3 protein-coding genes and 1 pseudogene are annotated in these 21263 nt (G+C 70.2%); 1 reads left to right on the plus strand and 3 read right to left on the minus strand.

Going from position 1 to position 21263, the window contains the following annotated elements; translation table 11 throughout:
* Positions 1 to 252 precede the first annotated feature (252 nt).
* Entirely contained in the window at positions 253 to 1761 is a 1509-nt protein-coding gene (locus ASD42_RS19080; RefSeq protein WP_056819267.1) for an aldehyde dehydrogenase family protein, read from the plus strand.
* A gap of 4 nt (positions 1762 to 1765) precedes the next feature.
* On the opposite strand, the gene ASD42_RS19085 is transcribed toward ASD42_RS19080, so the two are convergent.
* The 3 genes and pseudogenes from ASD42_RS19085 to ASD42_RS19095 all read right to left on the minus strand — a co-directional run.
* A complete protein-coding gene (locus tag ASD42_RS19085; RefSeq protein WP_056818503.1) occupies positions 1766 to 3004 on the minus strand; it encodes a TetR/AcrR family transcriptional regulator in 1239 nt (412 codons plus the stop codon).
* A gap of 144 nt (positions 3005 to 3148) precedes the next feature.
* A complete protein-coding gene (locus ASD42_RS19090; protein WP_056819268.1) occupies positions 3149 to 4171 on the minus strand; it encodes an alpha/beta hydrolase in 1023 nt (340 codons plus the stop codon).
* Positions 4172 to 4397: 226 nt separating this feature from the next.
* A pseudogene (locus ASD42_RS19095) lies at positions 4398 to 21236 on the minus strand (amino acid adenylation domain-containing protein); the annotation flags it as partial.
* Positions 21237 to 21263: the final 27 nt, after the last annotated feature.

Here is a 21263-nt window from a genome sequence, read left to right on the forward strand (position 1 = left end):
CTTCCCGGTAAGTGATCCATACCGTTCGGCGCGATGTTACCGGTCCGGCGGTTTTCCCGGCCCAGGTCCGCGTCGATGCGCCCAGTTTGCCGGGGCATCCTTCGCCTGCCCCAGTGGCGTTACTCACGTGGGCAGTGCAAGGGCAGTGCGTTGACCTTGTCGGCCGGGCCGCACACCCATACGCTGACAGCGGGGAAACACTCGTCTCACCGGCCCGCACGCGGGCGTGTTCGATCTTGTGGGGAGGTGACCATGGTCGAGTCGGCTTCCACTGCCGCGCCGATCGGTCGATCCGATGTGCTCACGGCCTTCGATCCGCGCACCGGTGAACAGCTCGCGCAGTATCCCGTCCACGGCACCGCCGAGGTCACCCGTGCGGTGCGCACCGCCCGGGCCACCCAGAACTGGTGGGGGGAACTGGAATTCGGTGAGCGCAAGCGCCTATTACTCGACTGGCGTCGTCAGATCGCCCGCAACGCAGGCGAATTGGTGGAGATCCTGCGCAGCGAGACCGGCAAGCCGGAGGCCGACGCCACCCTGGAAGTGATGCTGGCGGTGGAGAATCTGGACTGGGCCGCCCGCAACGCCGCGCGCACGCTGGGTCGCCGCCGCCTGTCCACCGGCTGGTTCACCCGCAATCAGCACGCCTCCGTCGGCTATCTGCCGCTGGGCGTGATCGGCGTGCTCGGCGCATGGAACAACCCGGTGTTCACGCCGATGGGTTCGATCGCCTACGCCATGGCCGCCGGTAACACGGTGGTGTTCAATCCGCACGAGCTCAGTACCGGTGTCGGCACCTGGCTGGCCGACAGCTGGGCCGCGGTCTCGCCCGAACAGCCCGTACTGCAGGCGGTTACCGGTAATTCGCGGACCGCGACCGCCCTGTGCAAAGCGGAGGTGGACAAGATCGCCTACGCCGGGCCCGAGGCCCGCGGACGCGAGGTGATCGCCCTGTGCGCCCAGTCGCTCACGCCGGTGGTGGTGGAGAACAGCGGCAAGGGCAGCATGATCGTGCACGTCGACGCGATGCTCGACGCGGCAGCGGAGGCTGCGGTGTTCGGCGCGATGGCCAACGCCGGGCAGAACTCCTCCGGCATCCAGCGCTGTTATGTCGCCGATTCGGTATTCGACGACTTCCTGGCCAAAGTGGCGGAGCGGGCGGCCAAGCTGCGTCCCGGCGCCGACAATCGCGCCTCCTACGGACCGATGATCAATGCCGCCCAGGTCGACGTGGTGCGCAGACAGGTTCGCGACGCGCTCGCCCACGGCGGGCACGCGGTGCTGGGCGGACTCGATTCGTTCCGCGACCCGTATGTGGAGCCGATCGTGCTGGCCGAGGTCCCCGAAGACAGCATCGCGATCACCGGCGAGGGCATCGGCCCGGTGCTCGTGGTGAACCGGGTCGCCGACCTGGCCGACGCGGTCACCCGGGTCAACGCGGCGGGCAACGGCATCGCCGTCACCATCTTCACCCTCGACATCCCCAGCGCCGAGTTCATCGCCGAACAGCTGAAAGTGGGTGTGGTGACCGTGAACTCGTCGACCGCGTTCACCGGCATCCCAGCCCTGCCGTTCGGCGGGGTCGGCGAATACGGCCAGGGCCACAGCCACGGTCAGCAGGGTCTGCACGAATACAGCCGCACGATGTCGATCGCCCGCAGGCGCTACCGGGCGCCGATCCGGCTGTCCACCTTCGACCGTCGCCCTGGGCACCTACAGACCGCGAGAGCGATCTTCCGCCTCCGCCACGGCCGCGGCTGACCTGCTAGTTCTCGTCCGCCGAGCCGCTGCCGAGCAACACCGCGTCGGTGAGCGCGGTGAGGCGGGCCAGTTGTTCGGGGCGCGAGTCGAAGCGCAGCAGGCGACCGACGTCGATGATCTGGCCGACGGCGGCGTGCACGCGGAAGCGCGCTTCGATCGGGTCGTCGTCGAGCAGGTTCGCCCATTCGAGGATGTTCTGTCGCTGGATGGCGCGCAGGCGGTGTTGCTCGGCCTGCGGGAGGTTGCTGAACTCCGCGTAGTAGACCGGCATGATCTCGGGCGTCGCGAAGGTGAGGCGAGCGTGCTGGTCGGCGATGCGGCGGGCAGCGTCGGCGCGGTCGTCGCTTTCGGCCAGCGCCTCGCCGATCGCGACCGCGAGTCGGTCGGCGGTGCGATGAAAGGCCGCCGCGAGCAGGTCGGCCTTGCTGTCGAAGTGGCGGTACACGCTCGAGGCGTTGATGCCGACGGCGGCGCCGATCTCCTCGATGCCCGATTCGTGATACCCGTTGCGACCGAAGATCCGGATCGCTTCGGTGAGCAGCTGTTCACGTTTCGACGTCACCGGCAGCCCACGGGTCTGCTTGTCGGGCTCGGCCTCCGCCGGCGTCGGCGGCAACTCGGCGCGCACGATCGCCCAGGCCATCTGGAGCTGCACCCCGAGCATGCGTCCGTGCGAGAGGGTGGTGCGGTGCGCGGCGATACTGGCCAGCGAACTCAGCGCGCCGACCGCGAGCAGGATCACGTCGTCGGCGCTCGCCTCCGGCCGCACCTCGGCGATCCGCGCGGCGACGTTCGACTCGAGTTCGCGATAGAACGCGCGAATGCGCACCCGGTCATCGGGCTCGAGGTAGCGGCGTTCCCAGCGGTAGAGCCCGGCCTCGCGACGGATGTCGATATTGCGTTCGGCGACGGCGGTGAGCACCGCGTTCAGCCTGGCCTCCGGGCTCAGCGACGGGTCGTCGGCCGCGGCGGCGACATCGCGCAAACCCCGAGCACCCTCCTCGGCGGCGGCCACGAGCAGCGCGTATTTGTTGGCGAAGTGGCGATACAGCGCGGGCCCGGAGATACCGACCTCGGCGGCGATCTCGTCCACGCCGACCGGGTAGTAACCCCGCGCGCTGAACGCACGGGCGGCGGCCCGCATGATCTGCATCTTGCGGTCCTTCGGTCTGCGGCGCACGACGCGGGCAGGTGCGGTCGTCGGCTCGCGGGCCTGTTCGGCCTCACTGCGATCGGCGACCATGCACTCACTTTCCGTTACGCGAACCAGGTTGGACCAGTCAACCTAAGTTAACCACAATTCGCAAACGTCGAGGGCAGGTCGAAGAAATGGAACCGCCCCGGCAGCGACGTACTCGCTACCGGGGCGGTTCGAGAGAAGATCCGTCTACAGGCCGAGTCCGCGAGCCAGCGTCGGCCACGACAGCTTCAGCTCGTCCTTCCAGTAGCCCCAGGAGTGGGTGCCGCTGGGGCGGAAGTTGAAGGTCGCCGGGATACCGAGTTCGTTGAGCCGGTTGGCCAGATTGTGCGTGCAGTAGTTGGTGCCCGCCTCGATGACGCCACCGATCACGATCTGGTTGGCCAGGCCGTAGGCCCCTGGCAGCGCGTACGGACCGTTGAGGGTGTCATACGGGCCGGGCAGACCGTTGCCGGTGGAGATGTAGAGATCGACGCCACGCAAACCTTCGGCATTCACGTACGGGTCGTTCTCGACCCATTCCGCCGAGCCCTCCGGACCCCACATGTTCAGGGTGTTGCCGCCGCCCCAGGTCTCGACCGTGAGCTTCACGAACTCCGAGCCGACGGGATCGGAGGTCTGCGCGCAACCGCTGTAGGCCGCGGCCGCCTTGTACAGGCCGGGCTTGGCGATCGGCAGCGCGAGCACAGTGGTGCCCGAGGTGGACAGGCCCGCGATCGCGTTGACGCCGTTGGTGCCCAGCGCGCCGTCGACCAGCGGGGGCAACTCCTCGGTGAAGAAGGTCTTCCACTTGTTGCGCCCGACGACCGGGTCGTCGTTGATCCAGTCGGTGTAGTAGCTCCAGGCGCCGCCGATCGGCTGGATGACGTTGACGTTCTTGTCGCCGAGGAACTCGAGCGCGTCGGTCTTGGCCACCCACGACGCCGAATCCTCGCCGCCGCCCGCACCATTGAGCAGGTACAGGGTGGGACGCGGGACCGAGGCGTCGGCGGGGCGCTGCACGTCGACGATGATGTTCTGGTCCATGGCCGCGGAGTACACGTGCAGTCGCAGACTGCGCGAGTCCTTCACTTCGGCCTTGACGATCTTGGAGCCGTCCTCGGAGACCGGGTTGGCGAGCAGGCTCTTGGAATCGATGATCGGGTCAGCTGATGCCGGGCTCGTACCGATGCCGGACATCAGTCCCGCCGCCACTGCCGTTGCCGCGATCATCGCCGCGGCCCGGGAGCCACGACGCCGGGTGTGCCGACGCATCAATTTCGCACCTTCGCTTCGTCTCGAATTCCGATTCGGTCCGTGCTCCCCTGCAGGGCACGAAGTTGCAACACGCCAGACCCTACGGGTTATCCGGTAGCTACAACAGGGGTAATCGTTACAACAGCGCGGTCACATCATGCCTCACCGGCACCACTGATGTCATCGCGCCCCGGCGTAAATGTCACCGCGCCCCCGCAGCACGGTCACCGGCGTCGAGCAACTCCGCCAACCGTGGCCCGATCTCGGCCAGCGCCTGCGGCGAAGTCATCTGATCATGCACCACCGCGACCGGCCGATCACGCACCGCGCCGTCGACATACGGGGCCCAATTCGCCGCTGCCGCCTCGTGTCCGAGCGCGCTGAAGTACTCGAGCCTGCCGCGGAACACCGCGGGCCGGTGCTCGGCGATCAATTCGGCCGAGCGCACCGCGCTGCGATAGATCCGGCGCACCCGTTCGGGGGTGAGCACGGCCATGTTGGCCGGGATGATCGCGTGCAGCGCGGCCAGTGCGTCCTCGCTGAGTTCACGCACGCCCGCGGCAGGCAGCGCCGCGCTGATGTCGACGCCGAGTTCGGCGAGCGCGTCGCGGACCGCGGTGTGGAAATCGGGCACGTCGATATCGGGATGCGAATCCAGCATCGCCAGCAGCGACACCTGCTCCCCCGCCGCCTGGAGTTCGGTCGCGACGGCGTGGGCGAGTACGCCGCCCAGCGACCAGCCCATCAGCCGGTACGGCCCGTGCGGCTGCTGGGTCCTGATCTCGGCGGCGTAGCGGCGCGCCATCTCGGCGAGCGTGCCCGGCAGGTAGCCCGCCTCGCTGAGCGCGGGCGACTGGAGGCCGAAGATCGGCCGCCGGGCCGGAATGTACTGCGCCAGACCGGCATAGCACCAGGACAACCCGTACATCGGGTGGATACAGAACAGCGCGCCGCCCGCCTCGGTGCCGTGCGGCACCCGGTTGCGGATGGCCAGCAGGACACCGAGGGCGTCGTCGGATTCGAGGTCGGAGGTGAGATCGTGTTCGCCGCCGGCGGACTGGGTGGCGTCGATCCGCTCGGCCAGCGCGGCGACGGTGGCGTCGGTGAAGAACCACTGCACCCGCACCTCGGCGCCGACCCTGGTGCGCAATCGGCTGATCGCCTTGGTGGCGACCAGGGAGTTGCCACCGAGTTCGAAGAAGTCGTCGTCGAGACCGACCTTGCCCGCGCCGAGCACCTCCGCGTAGACCTCGGCGACCGCACGCTGCAACGGCGTGGTCGGGGGTCGGTAGGCGCGGGTGGTGAAGGCGGGGACGGGCAGGGCTTTGCGGTCGAGCTTGCCGCTGGCGTTGAGCGGCAGGGAAGGCAGCAGCACCAGGCTGGCCGGAACCATGTACGACGGGAGCGCCGCCCTGGCATGGGAGAGCAACGCGGACTGATCGAAACCGACAGTGGTGGCGCCGCTTTCGATCGAGTAGCCCTCGGGGCGAGCCGCCGCGCGAGCTTCCTCGACCTGCGCCTCCGCGGGCACGATGTAGCCGACCAGTCGGTCGCCCGTCGGGCCGTGCACGAGCGCGACCGCGGCGTGCCGGACGCTGTGGTGGTCGCGCAGCACGGCCTCGACCTCGCCGAGTTCGATCCGCTGTCCGCGCAGCTTCACCTGGAAGTCACTGCGGCCCAGGTATTCCAGGCTCTCGTCGGAGGTCAAGCGCACGACGTCGCCGGTGCGATAGAGCCTGCCGCCGCCCGGACGGGCGACGAAGCGTTCGGCGGTGAGCGTGGGAGCGCCGAGGTAGCCGCGGGCCAACTGCACGCCTTCCAGGTACAGCTCCCCCGCGGTCCCGGGCGGGACCGGTCGCAGTTGACGATCGAGCACGTGGACGCGGGTGTTCGCGACCGGCGTGCCGATCGGAATACCCACGGCGGGACCGGCTTCGACCTGCGCCGCGGTGACCACGGTGGCTTCGGCGGGTCCGTACCAGTTGACCAGCGTCGCCTCGGGCACCACCTGAGCGAACCGGCGGGCGGTCGAGGACGACAGCGCTTCACCCGCCGCGAAGACCCAGCGCAGCGAGGGGAATTCGCCGCTGTCGCGATCGGTGAGGAACGCGTCCAGCATCGACGGCACGAAATGCACGGTGGTGACGGCGCGTTCGGCGATCACCTCGGCCAGGTAGGCCGGATCACGGTGCCCGTCGGGGGCGGCGATCACCACGGTGGCGCCGGTGTGCAACGGCCACAACAACTCCCAGGTGGCGATGTCGAAGGTGACCGGGGTCTTGTGCAGCACCACGTCGCCGGGGCCGTGCGGGTAGGTGCGCTGTGCCCAGCGGAACTGGTTGACCAGCTGCCGGTGCGTCAGCATGACGCCCTTGGGCGTTCCGGTGGACCCGGACGTGTGGATGACGTAGGCGAGATTGTCCGCCTTCGGCATCTCCAGATCAGCCACTTCACCACTGAGAGCGTCGATCTCGATGACGGGAATGCCCGAGGTGGTCGTGAATCCGCCGCTGGCGAGTACGCAGATCGGCGCGGCGGCGGCCAGCACCCGCTCGGTCCGCTCGGCCGGATGGTCCGGATCGACCGGCACATACGCCGCCCCGGTCCGCAGCACCGCGTAGATCGCGGTCACCAGGTCGATCCCGCGCCGCATCGCGACCGCGACGAGCGTCTCCGGCCGGGCTCCCTCGGCTCGAAGCCCGGCGGCGAGCGCGCGCACGCGGTCGTCGAATTCCGCGTAGGTGTAGACGGTTTCACCGTCGATCAGCGCGGTGGCGTCCGGTGTGCGCTTGACCTGCGCGTCGAACAACGACAGCAGGGTGGCCTCGTCGAGCAGTTCGGGTGCGTCGGTGGCATTGACCGCCGCCAGCGTCGCGCGCTCCTCCGCGAGCAGCACGTCTATCTCGGCGATCCTGGCCTGCGGGCCGGCGGTGAACCTCGCCAGCAGCATCGAGAAGCGCTGCGCCATGGCATTCGCGGTGTCCTCACCGAACACATCGCGCAGGTACTTCACCGATACCCGGAGCTGGGAGTCGGCGACGATCTGCACGGTGAGCGGATAGTGGGTGCCGTTGGCGGCGTCCATCCCGGTGACGGCGGCCGACCCGGACGCGGCCTGCGCGAGCCCCTCGCGGTCGACCGGGAACGATTCGAACACGACGAGCGAATCGAACAGCGCGTCGATGCCCGCGATCTCCTGGATCTCACCGAGGCCGAGGTAGTGATGATCGAGCAGCGCGGCCTGATCGTCCTGCAGCTTGCGCAGCAACTCGGCGACGGTATCGCCGGGACGCACCCGCACCCGCACGGGAATCGCGTTGAGGAACAGCCCGACCATCCGCTCCACACCCGCGAGCTGGGCGGGCCTGCCGGAGACGGTGGCGCCGAACACCACGTCGTCGCGATCCACCAGCCGGGCGATGAGCAGACCCCACGCCGCCTGGACCACGGTGTTCACCGTGACGCCGAGGCTCGCGGCGAGCTCGCTCAGCGCGGTGGTGTCGGAGGGCGAGAGCGCGAAGCCGGTCTCCCCCGTGCCCGTGGCGATCTCGCGGCCCTGATCGACGGGCGCGAGCGGAGTGGGCTCGGCCAGGCCCGTGAGCGCGGTGCGCCACGCCGTCCTGGCGGCTTCGAGATCCTGGTCGACGAGCCAGGCCAGGTAGTCGCGGTAGGGCGCGACCTTCTGCAGACGCCTGCTCCGGCCGCCGATCATGTACGCGGTGAGCAGTTCCTGCAGCAGCAGCGGCGTCGACCAGCCGTCGATCAGGATGTGATGGCTGGTGACGAGCAGATGCGCGGTCCCCTCGGTGCGCACCAGGGTGAACCGCAGCAGCGGCGCGGCGGCCATGTCGAAATGCGTGGCCAGGTCGGCGGCGCGAATGCGCTGGTAGGCGGCGTCGTCGGCATCTATGACCTGCCACGGCACGTCGATGTCGTCGAGCACCACCTGCAGCGGGGTGCCCGCGGCATCGGTGGCGAACGCGACGCGCAGGTTGTCGTGCCGGTCGAGCACGGCCTGAGCCGCCTCGTGCAGTCGTTCGGCATCCACCGACGGGTCGAGGTCGAGGACGAACTGCGTGATGTAGGGGTCGACCGAGTTCTCCGCGAGCAGCGCGTGGAACAGCATCCCCGACTGCAGCGGGGTCACCGGCCAGACGTCACTGAGCAGCGGGTAGCGCCGGACCAGGCGCGTCAGCTCGGTCTGGCCCAGACGCACCAGCGGGAAGTCCGACGGCGTGAATCCGCCCGCGCCGGGCCGCAATCCGTGCTCGGCGAGTCCACCGAGCGCGCGGATCCAGTGTTCGGCGAAGGTCTTGACCGCGTCCGCGGTGAGTACGGCGGTGGCGTAGTCGAATCGGGCGACCAATCCGTCGTCGGTGGCGTCGACGGTGAGCACCAGCGCCAGGTCGTCGGTGGCGACGTCGGTGTGCACACGCGCCGGGCGCAGATCGCGCATGCGCACCGCGAATCGGCCGCGGTCCAGCGTGCGGACACTGTCGGAGGTCTCGGCGTCGAGGTAGCGGAGCAGGCCGAAACCGGCGCCGTGGGCGGGGACCGCGCGGCGCAGTTCCTTGATCTGGGCCAGGGCCGTCCCCGCGGCCGGACCGCCGACGAGCGCGTCGGCGACGTCGATCCCGTCCAGGCGCAGTGCCAGCGGGTAGTCGGTGGTGAACCCGCCGACCACGTCCTCGGCGTCGGGCCGACCGAGCAGGCGCTGGTCGGCGCGCAGCCGCACCACCGTGCCGATCACCCGTGCCGCGGTGGTCTCGGCCCCGGTGTGCAGTGCCAGCGCGGCGGCGGTGAGCAGCACCTCGTCCACGGTGGCGCGGTAGGCGTCGGCGACCGTGCGCACCGCGGTGGTGCCCTCACCGGTGATGCTCAGCGAGACCCGGTTGCGCTGGTGCAGATCGACGGATTCGCCTGCCCTGGAACGGATCGCGCGGTGCCAGTACTCACGTTCGACGCGCGCCGCGGGGGTGGACGGGTACTCGGCGAGTCGGCGTACCAGATCGCCGAGTCCGGCATCGGGCGCGGCGGGCGCGGCGTGCCGGCCGCGACTCCATGCGGATGTCAGCTGGTCGATCACCGCGCGCCACGAATTCTCGTCGAGGACAAGGGCATTCGCGACGACGACCAGGGTGGCCGAGCTACCGGCGTCGCCGGTGAGCACGAAGTGGATATTGCGCCCCTCGTCCGGGTCGAGCGCCGCGGCGGCCGCGGCGACGATGTCGTCGACGGGCAGCGAGGACTCACCGTCTTCGGTGTCGAGCCTGCGGAAGGCGCCGCCGGTGCGCTCGTCGGGCGGCGGGATGCGCAGCACCGGGATGTCGCCGGTGCGGTCGAGCAGCGCCCACAGCATCGGATGCTGGCTCATCACCGCGGCCGCGGCGGCCGCGACGGCCTGGTCCGGGCAGTCGGCCGGGACCTCGAGCAGTACCGCACGGGGTTCGACGACGCTCGCTCCCGCTTCGATGAGCTGGGCGGCGGTCGCGGTGAGCGGGAGCGTGGCGGACGGAGCGCTCGGTTCGACAGTGACGTCGGCGCGTCCGGCCAGCGCGGCGACGGTGCGCGCGTCGAACAGATCACGCGGGCGCAGCACCACGCCGGCCGTCGTGGCCCGCGACACCACCTGGATGGCGGTGATGCTGTCGCCGCCGAGGGCGAAGAAGTCGTCGTCGAGACCGACCCGGTCGTGGCCGAGAACGTCGCCGATCACGCGGGCGATGGTCTTCTCGGCGGCGGTGCGTGGCGGGCGGTATTCGCCGCGAACGGCGGCCGGGTCCGGCAGCGCTCGCCGATCCAGCTTGCCGACGGGGGTCAGCGGAATTTCGTCGAGGACGACGATCGCGGCAGGCACCATGTAGTCGGGCAGCACCTGCGCGGCGAGCGCGGTGAGCTCGGCGGTGTCGAGAGCCCGGCCCTGATCGGCCATGACGTAGGACACCAGCATGGTCGAGCCGCTGCCGTTGTCGCGGCCGAGCGTGGTGACCCAGGCGACGCCGGGTGCGGCGGCCAGCACGGCGTCGATCTCACCGAGCTCGATGCGCAGACCACGGATCTTGACCTGGAAGTCGTTGCGGCCCATGAACTCGAGAACATCGCCGCGTCGGCGGACGAGGTCGCCGGTGCGATAGAGGCGTGCGCCCGCGGGGGCACCGGGCCGATCGCCGAAGGGGTCGGCGACGAAGCGCGACGCTGTCAGAGCCGGACGCCGGTGGTAGCCGCGGGCCAGTTGGACACCGCCGAGATAGAGCTCGCCGGTGACGCCTTCGGGGACCGGACGCAGGCGCTCGTCGAGGATCAGGGCTCGGGTGCCACGGATCGGGCCGCCCATGTGGACGGCGTCGCCAGGACACAGCGCGTCGCTGATGGCGGTCATGACGGTGGTTTCGGTGGGTCCGTACCCGTTGTGGAAATGCCGCTTGGGCAGCATGTTCCAGCGTGCGGCCAGGTCGGCGGGCACGTGCTCGCCGCCGACGATCAGGGCGCGCAGACCGGGGAGGCCGTCGGGGTCGAGGGTGGCCAGAACCGAGGGGGTCAGGAAGGTGTGGGTGACGCCCTCGGTGCGGATCAGCTCGGCGAGTTCGGTGCCTCCGACGGATCCGGCGGGAGCGACCACGAGGGTGCCCGCCCCACCGATGGCGAGCAGCAGTTCCAGCATGGACGCGTCGAACGACGGTGAGGCGAAAGCCAGTGCACGCGTAGCGGAGTCGAGGAGGTAGCGCTGCTTCTGCTCGGCGCAGAAGTTGGCGAGGCCGGCGTGGGTGACGACGACGCCCTTGGGCAGACCGGTCGAGCCGGAGGTGTAGATCATGTACGCGGCATTGCCGGTGTTCGGCGGCGCGAGCAGTTCGATCTCGCGCAGGCCGACGGTCGCGCAACCGGCGATCTCGGCGGTGAACGCCCGATCGTCGAGCGCGACCCAGCCGCCGTCGCCGGGCAGCGCGGGCAATTCGGCGAGTTCGGCGGCGAGGGTGATGCCGAAGACGGCGCCGGAGTCGGAGACCATGTGGCTGATCCGCTCGGCGGGGTAGCCGGGGTCGATCGGCACGATCACCGCGCCGGTCCGCGCGATCGCCCACACCGCGAGCACCGATTCGACCGAACGCCGAATCGCCACGGCGACAGCGGCTTCCGGACCGGCGCCGCGCGCGATGAGACCGCGCGCGAGCTGGTTGGCGGCGGCGTCGAGTTCGGTGTAGGTGAATCCGCGACCGTCGCCGCGCAGGGCGATGCCGCTCGGATTGGCGCGTACCGCGTCGTTCATCAACTGCGCGAGGGTGCGCTCCGGCTCGGCCGCCGGGCCCGCGAACGTGATCTGCGCGCGGAATTCGGTGGGATCGAGCAGGTCGATATCGCCCACGGCCAGGTCGGGGTCCGCGGCCACGGCGGCGAGCAGACGGACGAAGCGCTGACCGAAGCTCGCTACCGTCTCCGCGTCGAACAAGTCTGTCGCGTAGCCGAATTCGGCGAACATGCCGCCGTTGTCCTGCTGCTCACGCACGGTGAGCAACAGATCGAACTTGGCCTCGGCGGTGCGGGCGTCCAGCGCCCCCACCGTGATCCCCGGCAGCTCGAAGGCCACCGGCGCGAGGTTCTCGAACGACAGCGCCACCTGGAACAGCGGGTGCCTGCCCGCCGAGCGCGCGGGCTGGATCGCCTCGACCACCCGCTCGAACGGGACGTCGGCGTGGGCGAAGGCGCGCAGGTCGGTGTCGCGGGTCTGTGTGAGCAGCGCGGTGAACGGATCGCTCTCGGTGATCCGGCTGCGCAGCACCAAGGTGTTGACGAACATGCCGACCAGATCGTCGAGCTCACGCGCGCCACGGCCCGCGATCGGGGTGCCGATGGCGACGTCGTCGGTGCCGCTGAGCCTGGCGAGCAGCACGGCCAGCGCGGCCTGCACGACCATGAACACCGTGACGCCGTGCGCGCGGGCCAGTCCGGCGAGTTCGGCGTGGAGTGCGGCGTCGATCTCGAAGGTGCTGGTGGCGCCCGCGAACGACTGGACCGCCGGACGTGGCCGGTCGGCGGGCAGCGCGATTTCCTCGGGCAGCCCGGCGAGCTCGTCGTGCCAGTAGGCCAGCTGGGCGGCGGCCGTGGAGGTGGGGTCCGCTTCGTCGCCGAGTGCGTCTCGTTGCCACACCGCGTAATCGGCGTATTGCAGCGGCAGCGGCGACCACGCGGGCGGCGAGCCCGCCGTGCGCGCGGTGTAGGCGAGGACGAGGTCGCGGGTGAGCGGGCCCATGGAGAACCCGTCCGCGCTGATGTGGTGGGCGACGAACACCAGGACGTGGTCGTCGGCGCCGAGGCGCAGCAGCCGCAACCGGACCGGCGGCGCGGCGGTGACGTCGAATCCGGTGGCGACGGTCCGGCGCACCTCGTCGGCGAGCTCATCGTCCGCGACCTCGACCGGCGTCAGGTCCACGCGCACCGCATCGGGCGCGAGCACATCCTGGATCGGCACGTCCCCGCGCGCCGGATAGCGGGTGCGCAGGACCTCGTGCCGGGCGAACAGGTCGGCGACGGCGAGGCTGAGGGCGGGCAGGTCGAGCGCGCCGGTGAGGCGGATCGCGGCCGGGATGTTGTAGACGGTCGCGTCGGGATCGAGCCGGTTGAGCAACCACATCCGCTGCTGCGCCAGCGACAACGGCACCCGCTGCGGGCGCGGTCCGGCGAGCAGTCGCGGCGCGGTCGCTTCGTCCGATCGGTGCACGCGCAGTGCGAGATCGGCGACCCTCGGCGCTTCGAACAGCAGCCGGACCCCGATCGAGCGATCGAGCGCCGTCCCGATCCGCGCCGCGGCCCTGGTGGCGAGGAGCGAGTTGCCGCCGAGGGCGAAGAAGTCGTCGTCGGCGCCGACGGAGGCGACGCCGAGGATCTCGCCGTAGACCTCGGCGACCAGCTGTTCGGTGTGGGTCGCGGGGGCACGGAAGGCGGCGGCCTCGAAGACCGGCGCGGGCAGCGCCTTTCGATCCAGCTTGCCGTTGACGGTGTAGGGCAGCTCCTCGAGCGCGACGAAGGCATCGGGCACCAGATAGGTCGGCAGCTTGTCCCGCAGCGTGGACTTCAGCTGCGCGACATCGAGATCCGCGCCGACCACGTAGGCGACCAGCCGATCACCGAAGTGCGGGTCGGTTCGGGCCAGCACCGCGGCCTGAGTCACCTCGGGCAGTCCGAGCAGGACGGCTTCCACCTCACCGGGCTCCACCCGGAATCCACGGACCTTCACCTGGAAGTCACTGCGGCCCAGATAGATCAGCTCGCCACCCCCCGCGCGGGCGACGAGGTCGCCGGTGCGGTACATGCGCGCGCCGGGCTCGAACGGGTCGGCGACGAAGCGTTCGGCGGTCAGGGCCGCCTTGCGCAGGTAGCCGCGAGCCAGCTGGATACCGCCGAGGTACAGCTCGCCCCTGATGCCGGGGGCGACGGGGCGTAGGCGCTCGTCGAGGACGTAGACGCGGCTGTTCCATTCGGGACCGCCGATCGGAACGGTCAGCACGTCGGCGGTGCTGACCCGGTGATCGGTGATCGAGACAGCAGCCTCGGTGGGGCCGTACAGGTTGTCGATCCTGGTGCCCGGCAGGGCCTTCAGCAGGCGCTGGGCCAGTGTGGCGGGCAGGGATTCGCCGATCGCGAGGATGCGGGTCAACGGACCGACGCGGCCCGAACCCGTCAGCCCGGCGCCGTTCTCGTCGTGCGAGTGCGACTCCCAGTAGCCCGACAGCGCCTCGAGCAGGGAGGGCACGGCGGTCAGGGTGGTGACGCCCGCGTCGGTGATCAGGGCATCCAGGTAGGCGGGATCGCGGTGGCCGTCGGGGGCGGCGATCACCAGGCGGCCGCCACAGACGGCAGCGGACCAGAATTCCCAGACCGACAGGTCGAAGGTGGCGGGGGTCTTCAGCAGGAAGGCATCGGCGGCGGTCGTACCGAATTCACCACGGAGCCACTGCAACTGATTGACCACCGCAGCGTGCGGCACCGCCACACCCTTGGGGCGACCGGTGGAGCCGGAGGTGAAGATGACGTAGGCGGTGTTCTCCGGGTGCAGCGGTGCACGGCGGTCGGCGTCGGTGATCGGGCGCGGATCAGCGGAGGCGATCACCGGGTGGTCGACCCGCACCACCGGCGCGGCGTCGGTACGGAAGCCCTTGGTGAGCACGCAGATCGGGGCGGCGGTGTGCAGGATGTAGTCGGTGCGATCGGCGGGCTGATCGGGGTCGATGGGCACGTAGGCGCCGCCGGATCTGGTCACCGCGTACATCGCGACCACGAGATCGATCGAACGCGGCAGGGCGAGGGCGACCAGCGACTCCGGGCCGACTCCGATCGAGATCAGGTGGCGCGCGAGCCTGTTCACCCGTGATTCGAACTCGGCGTAGGTGAGCTCGAGGCGACCCTCGGGCAGATCGGCCACGAGCGCGACGGCTTCGGGCCGGGCCACCATCGGCAGGTCGGCGAGCGTGCCGCCGGGCACAGCGAGATCGGCTGCCCCGCTGACTGTTTCAGAGGCCAGCTCGGCGGCGGTCCGTAGCTCGATATCGCCCACCACCACGGCGGGTTCGTGCACCACGGCGTCGAGTACCAGCGCGAGCCGGTCGGCGAAGGCTGTCACCGTCGCCGCGTCGAAGAGATCGGTGGCGTAGGTGAAGAAGCCCTCGATGCCGGTGGGCGCCCCGTCCGCGTCGTACCCGTCACCGACGATCAGATGCAGATCGAATTGCGACACAGCCAGTTCCGCGGACACCGGCGCGATCCGCAATCCAGGCAGTTCCAGTTCGGCCCGGTCCACGTTCTGGAAGGAAAGCCCCACCTGGAACAGCGGATGACGTGCGGTGGAGCGCGGCGGATCGAGCACCTCGACCAGCCGCTCGAACGGAATATCAGCGGCGGCGAACGCGGCGAGATCGCGCGCGCGCTGGGCGGCGAGCAGTTCGGCGAAGGTGGCGCCACCGTCGTAGCGGGTGCGCAACACGACGGTGTTGACGAACATGCCGATCAGATCATCGAGTTCACGCTCACCGCGTCCGGCGACGGGAGTCCCCACCGCGACATCGGCGGCGCCTGCCAACCGCGCCAGCAGCACCGCGAAGGCGGTGTGCAACACCATGAACACGGTCGCGCCACTCTCCCGCGCGATCCGGGTGAGCGCGGCGTGTGTCTCGGCGCCGATGCGCACCGGCACCCGGCCGCCCACGAGCGAGGCGACCGCGGGCCGTGGGTAGTCGGCGGGCAGTTCCAGCAGATCCGGCAGGTCGGCTAGTTCGGAACGCCAGAACGAGAGCTGCTCGGCGCCGGCGGAATCCGCGTCGTCCTCGGCGCCGAGCCGGTCCAACTGCCACAGCGCGTAGTCGGCGTACTGCACCGGCAGCGGCGCCCGATCCGGGGCATGGCCCGCGGCGCGGGCGAGGTAGGCGGTGGTCACGTCGCGCACGAGCGGCACCATCGATGAGGCATCGGCGGCGATGTGGTGCACCACCACGGCGAGCACGTGCTCGGTGGGCGCGTCGGGTCCGCTGCCGGTGATGTCGAGCAGCCTGACCCGCAGCGGAACCTCGGTCGTCACGTCGAACGCGGTCGACGCGAGTGCGGCCACCTGCGCTGTCGCGTGGTCCGCATCGATCCGGTGCACGGTGACGTCGAGGTCCACCGCGTCGACCGGCAGGATCTGCTGGATCGGTCCGTCGGCGGTGTCGGGGTAGATCGTGCGCAGCACCTCGTGGCGGGCCAATACGTCGTGCAGGGCGTCGGTGAGGGCGGGCACATCGAGGGTGCCGGTGAGGCGTAGCGCGAAGGGGAGGTTGTAGGCGGCGGCTCCGTCGTCGGCGCCCTGGTCGAAGCGGTTGAGGAACCACATGCGGCGCTGGGCGGGCGAGAGGGGCAGCACGTCGGGTCGGGGCAAAGTGCCCAGTCCAGAGGTCGGTTCCGCCACCACATCGGAGCCGAGAACAGCGGCGAGCGCGGCGACCGTGGGGGTTTCGAAGAGCGTGCGCACGGCGACGCGGCCACCGGTGGCGGCGCCGAGCCGGGCGACCAGGCGGGTGGCGATCAGCGAGTTGCCGCCGAGCGCGAAGAAGTCGTCGTCGGCGCCGATATCGGTACGGCCGAGGACTTCTCCGAACAGACCGGCGACGAGCCGCTCCTGGGTGGTGCTCGGTGCGCGGAACGCCCGCGCGGTGAAGCTCGGCGCGGGCAGCGCCTTGCGGTCGAGCTTGCCGCTGGGGTTGAGCGGCAGCTCGCCGAGCACGGTGATCGACGCCGGAACCATATAGACCGGAAGGGTTTTGGAGACAGCGGCCCGAAGCCGGTCCGGCTCGGTGCCGTGGCCGTGGGCGGGCACCACGTAGGCGACCAGCTGGTCACCCAGCTCGGTCGCGACGACCAATGCCACTGCCTGGCTCACGGATTCGTGCGCCAACAGCGCGGTCTCGATCTCGCCGAGCTCGATCCGCTGACCACGGAACTTCACCTGGAAATCGATACGCCCCAGGTAGTCCAGTCGATGCGGGGCGTTCGAGGTGGGCCGTCGCCACACCACCAGGTCGCCGGTCCGGTACATCCGCGCGCCCCGCACGGGGCCTGGAGTGCGCGCCCCTTCGGACCCGCTGCCGGACACCGAGGCGAAGGGATCGGCGACGAAGCGATCGGCGGTCAGGCCGGGCCGCGCGAGGTACCCACGGGCGAGCTGATCCCCCGCGAGATAGAGCTCTCCCGCGATGCCGGGGGGCACCGGCCGCAGCCGCTCGTCGAGGACATAGACACGGGAGTTCCACTGCGGCAGCCCGATCGGCACCGAGCGCTCGCCCGGACGGGCGGGCCAGTAGGTCACCGAGACAGCGGCTTCGGTCGGACCGTACAGATTGTGCAACCTGGCCGAGCTGACCGCGGCCATGGCATCGACGGTCTCCGCGGGGAGCGCCTCACCGATGACGAAGATCTCGCGCAGCGACTCCAGGTCGGCGTGGCCCGCCTGCCCGGAGTCCTCGGCCGCTGCCTGGGCGGCGAACATCGTGAGCATCGACGGGACGAAGTCGGTGACGGTGACCTGGTGCTTGCCGATCAGGTCGATCAGATAAGCGGGGTCGCGATGGCCGTCCGGAGTGGCCAGCACCAGTTTCGCGCCGACGCGCAGCGGCATGAAATAGCCCCACAGCGACACGTCGAAGGTGGTCGCGGTCTTCTGCAGGTACACATCACCCAGCGCGAGCGGGTACTTCGCCAGCATCCACACCAGCTGGTTGTGGATGGCGGCGTGCGAGATCGCGACACCCTTGGGCTTGCCGGTCGAACCCGAGGTGAAGATGACGTAGGCCGGGTTCTCGGGACGCAGCGGCGCGCGCAATTCCGAGGGCAGGACCGGATCACCGGGTACTCCGACGACATCGAGATCGTCGAGCAACAGCGACGAGGTGCCGTCCGGGACCGCGATGGCATCGGCGCGGGTGCTCAGCACACACGCGGGCCGGGCGGTGTCGAGGATGTAAGCGATGCGCTCGGCCGGGTGGTCGGGGTCGAGCGGCACATACGCGCCGCCCGCGGTGAGCACCGCGTACATGCCGATCACCAGTTCCGGTGAGCGGCGGATAGCCAGGCCGACCAAGCTTTCGGGACCGACGCCCTGCTCGATCAGTACCCGGGCGAGGGCGTTCACGCGCTCGTCGAACTGCCGGTAGGTCAGCTCCGTGTCCGCGTAGACGAGCGCGGTGGCGTCCGGATGTATCTGCACCGCACGGCGATACGCGTCGAGCATCGGCTCCGGCGGCACCGGATGACGGGTGTCGTTCCAGCTCACCAGGGTCTGCTCACGCTCGGCCTCGGTGAGCAGATCGATGTCGGCGATCGCGATATCGGCGTCGGTGGCGACCGCGTCGAGCAGATGGGTGAACCTGGCCGCCAGCGATTCGATGGTGTCGGCATCGAACAGATCGGTGGCGTAGTTGAACGACGCGGCCATCGGCTCGGTCGGATCGGCGCCGGGCACGATGGTGAGCTGCAGGTCGAAACGCGCCACCGCACCACCGAATTCGACCGGTGTGGCCTCGAGGCCGGGTAGTCGCAGGTTCGGCAGGTCGAGGTTCTGGAAGAACAGGGCGACCTGGAACAGCGGGTGATGGGCCTGCGAGCGAACCGGATCGAGCAATTCGACCAGGCGCTCGAACGGCAGGTCAGCGTGGGCGAAAGCGGCGAGGTCGGCGCGTTTGGTCGCGCGCAGCAGTTCGGCGAAACTCGCTCGCGGGTCGAGGTGCGAACGCAGCACCAGCGTGTTGACGAACATACCGATCAGGTCGTCGAGTTCGCGGGCGCCGCGCCCGGCCACCGGGGTACCGATGGCGATGTCGTCGGTGTGCGCGACGCGACCGAGCAGCACCGCGAAAGCCGCATGCACGACCATGAATTCGGAGGCGCCGCTGCGCTGGGCGAGCGCGGCGAGCGCGGTGTGCACCGTCGCCGGGATCTGGAAACCGAATTCGGCGCCGCGGCCGGTGAATACGGGCGGGCGAGGACGATCGGTGGGCAGGTCGAGGCGGTCGGGCAGGCCCGCGAGCGCGCTGCGCCAGTGCGAGATCTGGGCGGTGGCAACCGAATCCGGGTCCGCTTCGGAGCCGAGCAACTCGCGATGCCAGAGCGTGTAGTCGGCGTACTGCACCGGCAGCGGCTGCCACCTGGGTCGCGAGCGGTTGCGACGGGCGAGGTAGGCGCCGAGCAGATCACGCAGCAGCGGCGCCACCGAGGCGCCGTCGGCGGTGATGTGGTGCAGGGCCACGGCGAGCACATGGTCGTGCGGCCCGAGCTCGGCCAACGCCACCCGGAACGGCACACCAGCGGCGACGTCGAACCCGGTACCGGCGAATTCCGCCAGCCACAGCGGCAAGTCGTCCTCGGTGAGCGAGTCGACCAGCACATCGGGGACAGCCTCGGACATCGGCAGCACGACCTGGTGGCCGACACCGTCGACCACAGCACCGTCTTCGCCCGCGCGCGCACCACGCTCACGCTCGTCGGCGTTGTAGACCGGGTACCACGTGCGCAGCGATTCGTGCCGACCGACCAGGTCCGTCAGCGCCGCGTGCAGCGCGCGAGGGTCGAACGGTCCGGACAGGCGCAGCGCGAACGGGATCGTCTCGGCCGTGGAATTCGGATCGAATTGGTTGAGGAACCACATCCGCTGTTGCGCGGGCGAGAGCGGGATCAGTTCGGGACGCCCGCGCGGCGCCAGCGGCGCGTGCCCGCCCGCGCCCTTCAGCGGCTCCAGCAGCGTGGCGAGTCCTGCGACAGTGGGGCTTTCGAAGACGTGACCCGCGGGTACCCGCGCCGAGAGCTCTGCCCCGAGGCGCGCCGCCGCCCGCGTGGCGAGCAGCGAATTGCCGCCGAGCGCGAAGAAGTCGTCATCGGCGCCCACCGGGTTCTCCGGCGCGAGCAACTCGGTGAAGATGTGCGCCACCAGCTCTTCCATCGCGCCCGAGGGCGCACGGAATTCCTCGGCCCGCAGGGTCGGTGCGGGCAGCGCGGCCCGATCGAGTTTGCCGACGGGAGTCAAGGGGATGGCGTCGAGCACGGTGAGCGCGGTCGGCACCATATGCGCGGGCAGACCGGTCCTCGCGTGCTCGAACAGCTGGTCGGTGTCGATTCGCGCGCCGGGTGCGGCATGCACGTAGGCGGCGAGAATCGTGGTGCCGTTGTCGAGTTCGTGCCCGATGGTCACGGCGAAGTCGACGGTGTCGTGCGCGGTCAGCACGGTATCGATCTCACCGAGCTCGATCCGGAACCCGCGCACCTTCACCTGGAAGTCGTTGCGCCCCACGAACTCGATCGCACCGTCCACCCGGCGACGCACCAGGTCGCCGGTGCGATACATCCGCCCGTCGGCCCCGGCGAAAGGGTCGACCACGAAGCGCGACGCGGTCAATCCAGGCTGACGGTGATAGCCACGCGCCAACCCGTTGCCCGCGATGTACAGCTCGCCGATCATCCCGTCGGGCACCCGAACCAGGCGCTCGTCGAGCACGTACTCGGTCACCCCACGCAGCGGCGCACCGATGTTCATCGTGTCGCCCACCACCAGCGGCGCGCTGATATTCGTCACGATGGTGGTCTCGGTCGGCCCGTAACAATCGTGGAACCGGCGCGAATCCGTGGCCCAGCGTCGGATCAGGTCCGGCGGGCAGGCCTCGCCACCGGTCGTGACCACGGCCAGCGCGTCCAGCCCGGCCGGATCGAGCGAGGCCAGCGCGGCAGTGGTGATGAACATGTGCGTGACGGCCTCGCGACGCAACACATCGGCCAGCTCTGCGCCGCCGAGAATGCCTGCGGGTACGAGCACCATCGCGGCCCCGGCGCCCACCGCCATCAGCAGTTCGAGCACCGCCGCGTCGAACGAGGGCGACGCGAAGTGCAGGGTGCGTGAGGTCGGCTCGATCGCGTAATGCGCGCGCTGCTCGGCGCAGTACCCGGCCAGCCCGGCGTGCGTCACCACAACGCCCTTGGGCAGGCCGGTGGAACCAGAGGTGTACACCACGTAGGCGGGGTGCTGCAGCCGCAGCGGGCGCACCCGGTCGGCGAAGGTCACCGGATCGCCGGACTGATCGTCGGTGGCGCGACGCACGCCGTCGTCGTCTAGACACAGCCAGTCGAGCGCACCCGGCAACCGGTCCACCGCCGCACCGACCGCGACGCCGAGCACAGCACCGGAATCGCCGAGCATGTGGCTCACGCGGGCGGGCGGGTAGTTCGGGTCCACCGGCAGGAACGCCGCACCGGTCTTGGTCACCGCCCACATCGCCAGCACCGATTCCGGCGAGCGCGGAATGCCGACGGCAACCACGTCCTCGGGACCGACGCCGCGGGCGATCAGCAGCCGCGCCAGGCGGTTGGAACGTTCGTCGAGCTCGGCGTAGGTCCAGCGCACCGGCGCCGAGACGCCGTCGTCCCAGGAGAGCGCGAGCCCACTCGGGTTCGACTCCACGGCCACGGACAGCAGTTGCGGCAGCGACTTCCCGCGCTGCCGGGCGCGGGCGCCAGACGCCCGGTTCGCCCGGGTCACGACAGTTCCGTCCGATCGACGGAGTCG

This window comes from Nocardia sp. Root136, assembly GCF_001427185.1.
Taxonomy (GTDB): Bacteria; Actinomycetota; Actinomycetes; order Mycobacteriales; family Mycobacteriaceae; genus Nocardia; species Nocardia salmonicida.

Bases quoted from the DNA above. Each gene is read 5' to 3' on its own strand.
- ASD42_RS19080 (WP_056819267.1), top strand. From the start codon at position 253: ATGGTCGAGTCGGCTTCCACTGCCGCGCCGATCGGTCGATCCGATGTG.
- ASD42_RS19090 (WP_056819268.1), bottom strand. From the start codon at position 4,171: ATGATCGCGGCAACGGCAGTGGCGGCGGGACTGATGTCCGGCATCGGT.
- ASD42_RS19085 (WP_056818503.1), bottom strand. From the start codon at position 3,004: ATGGTCGCCGATCGCAGTGAGGCCGAACAGGCCCGCGAGCCGACGACC.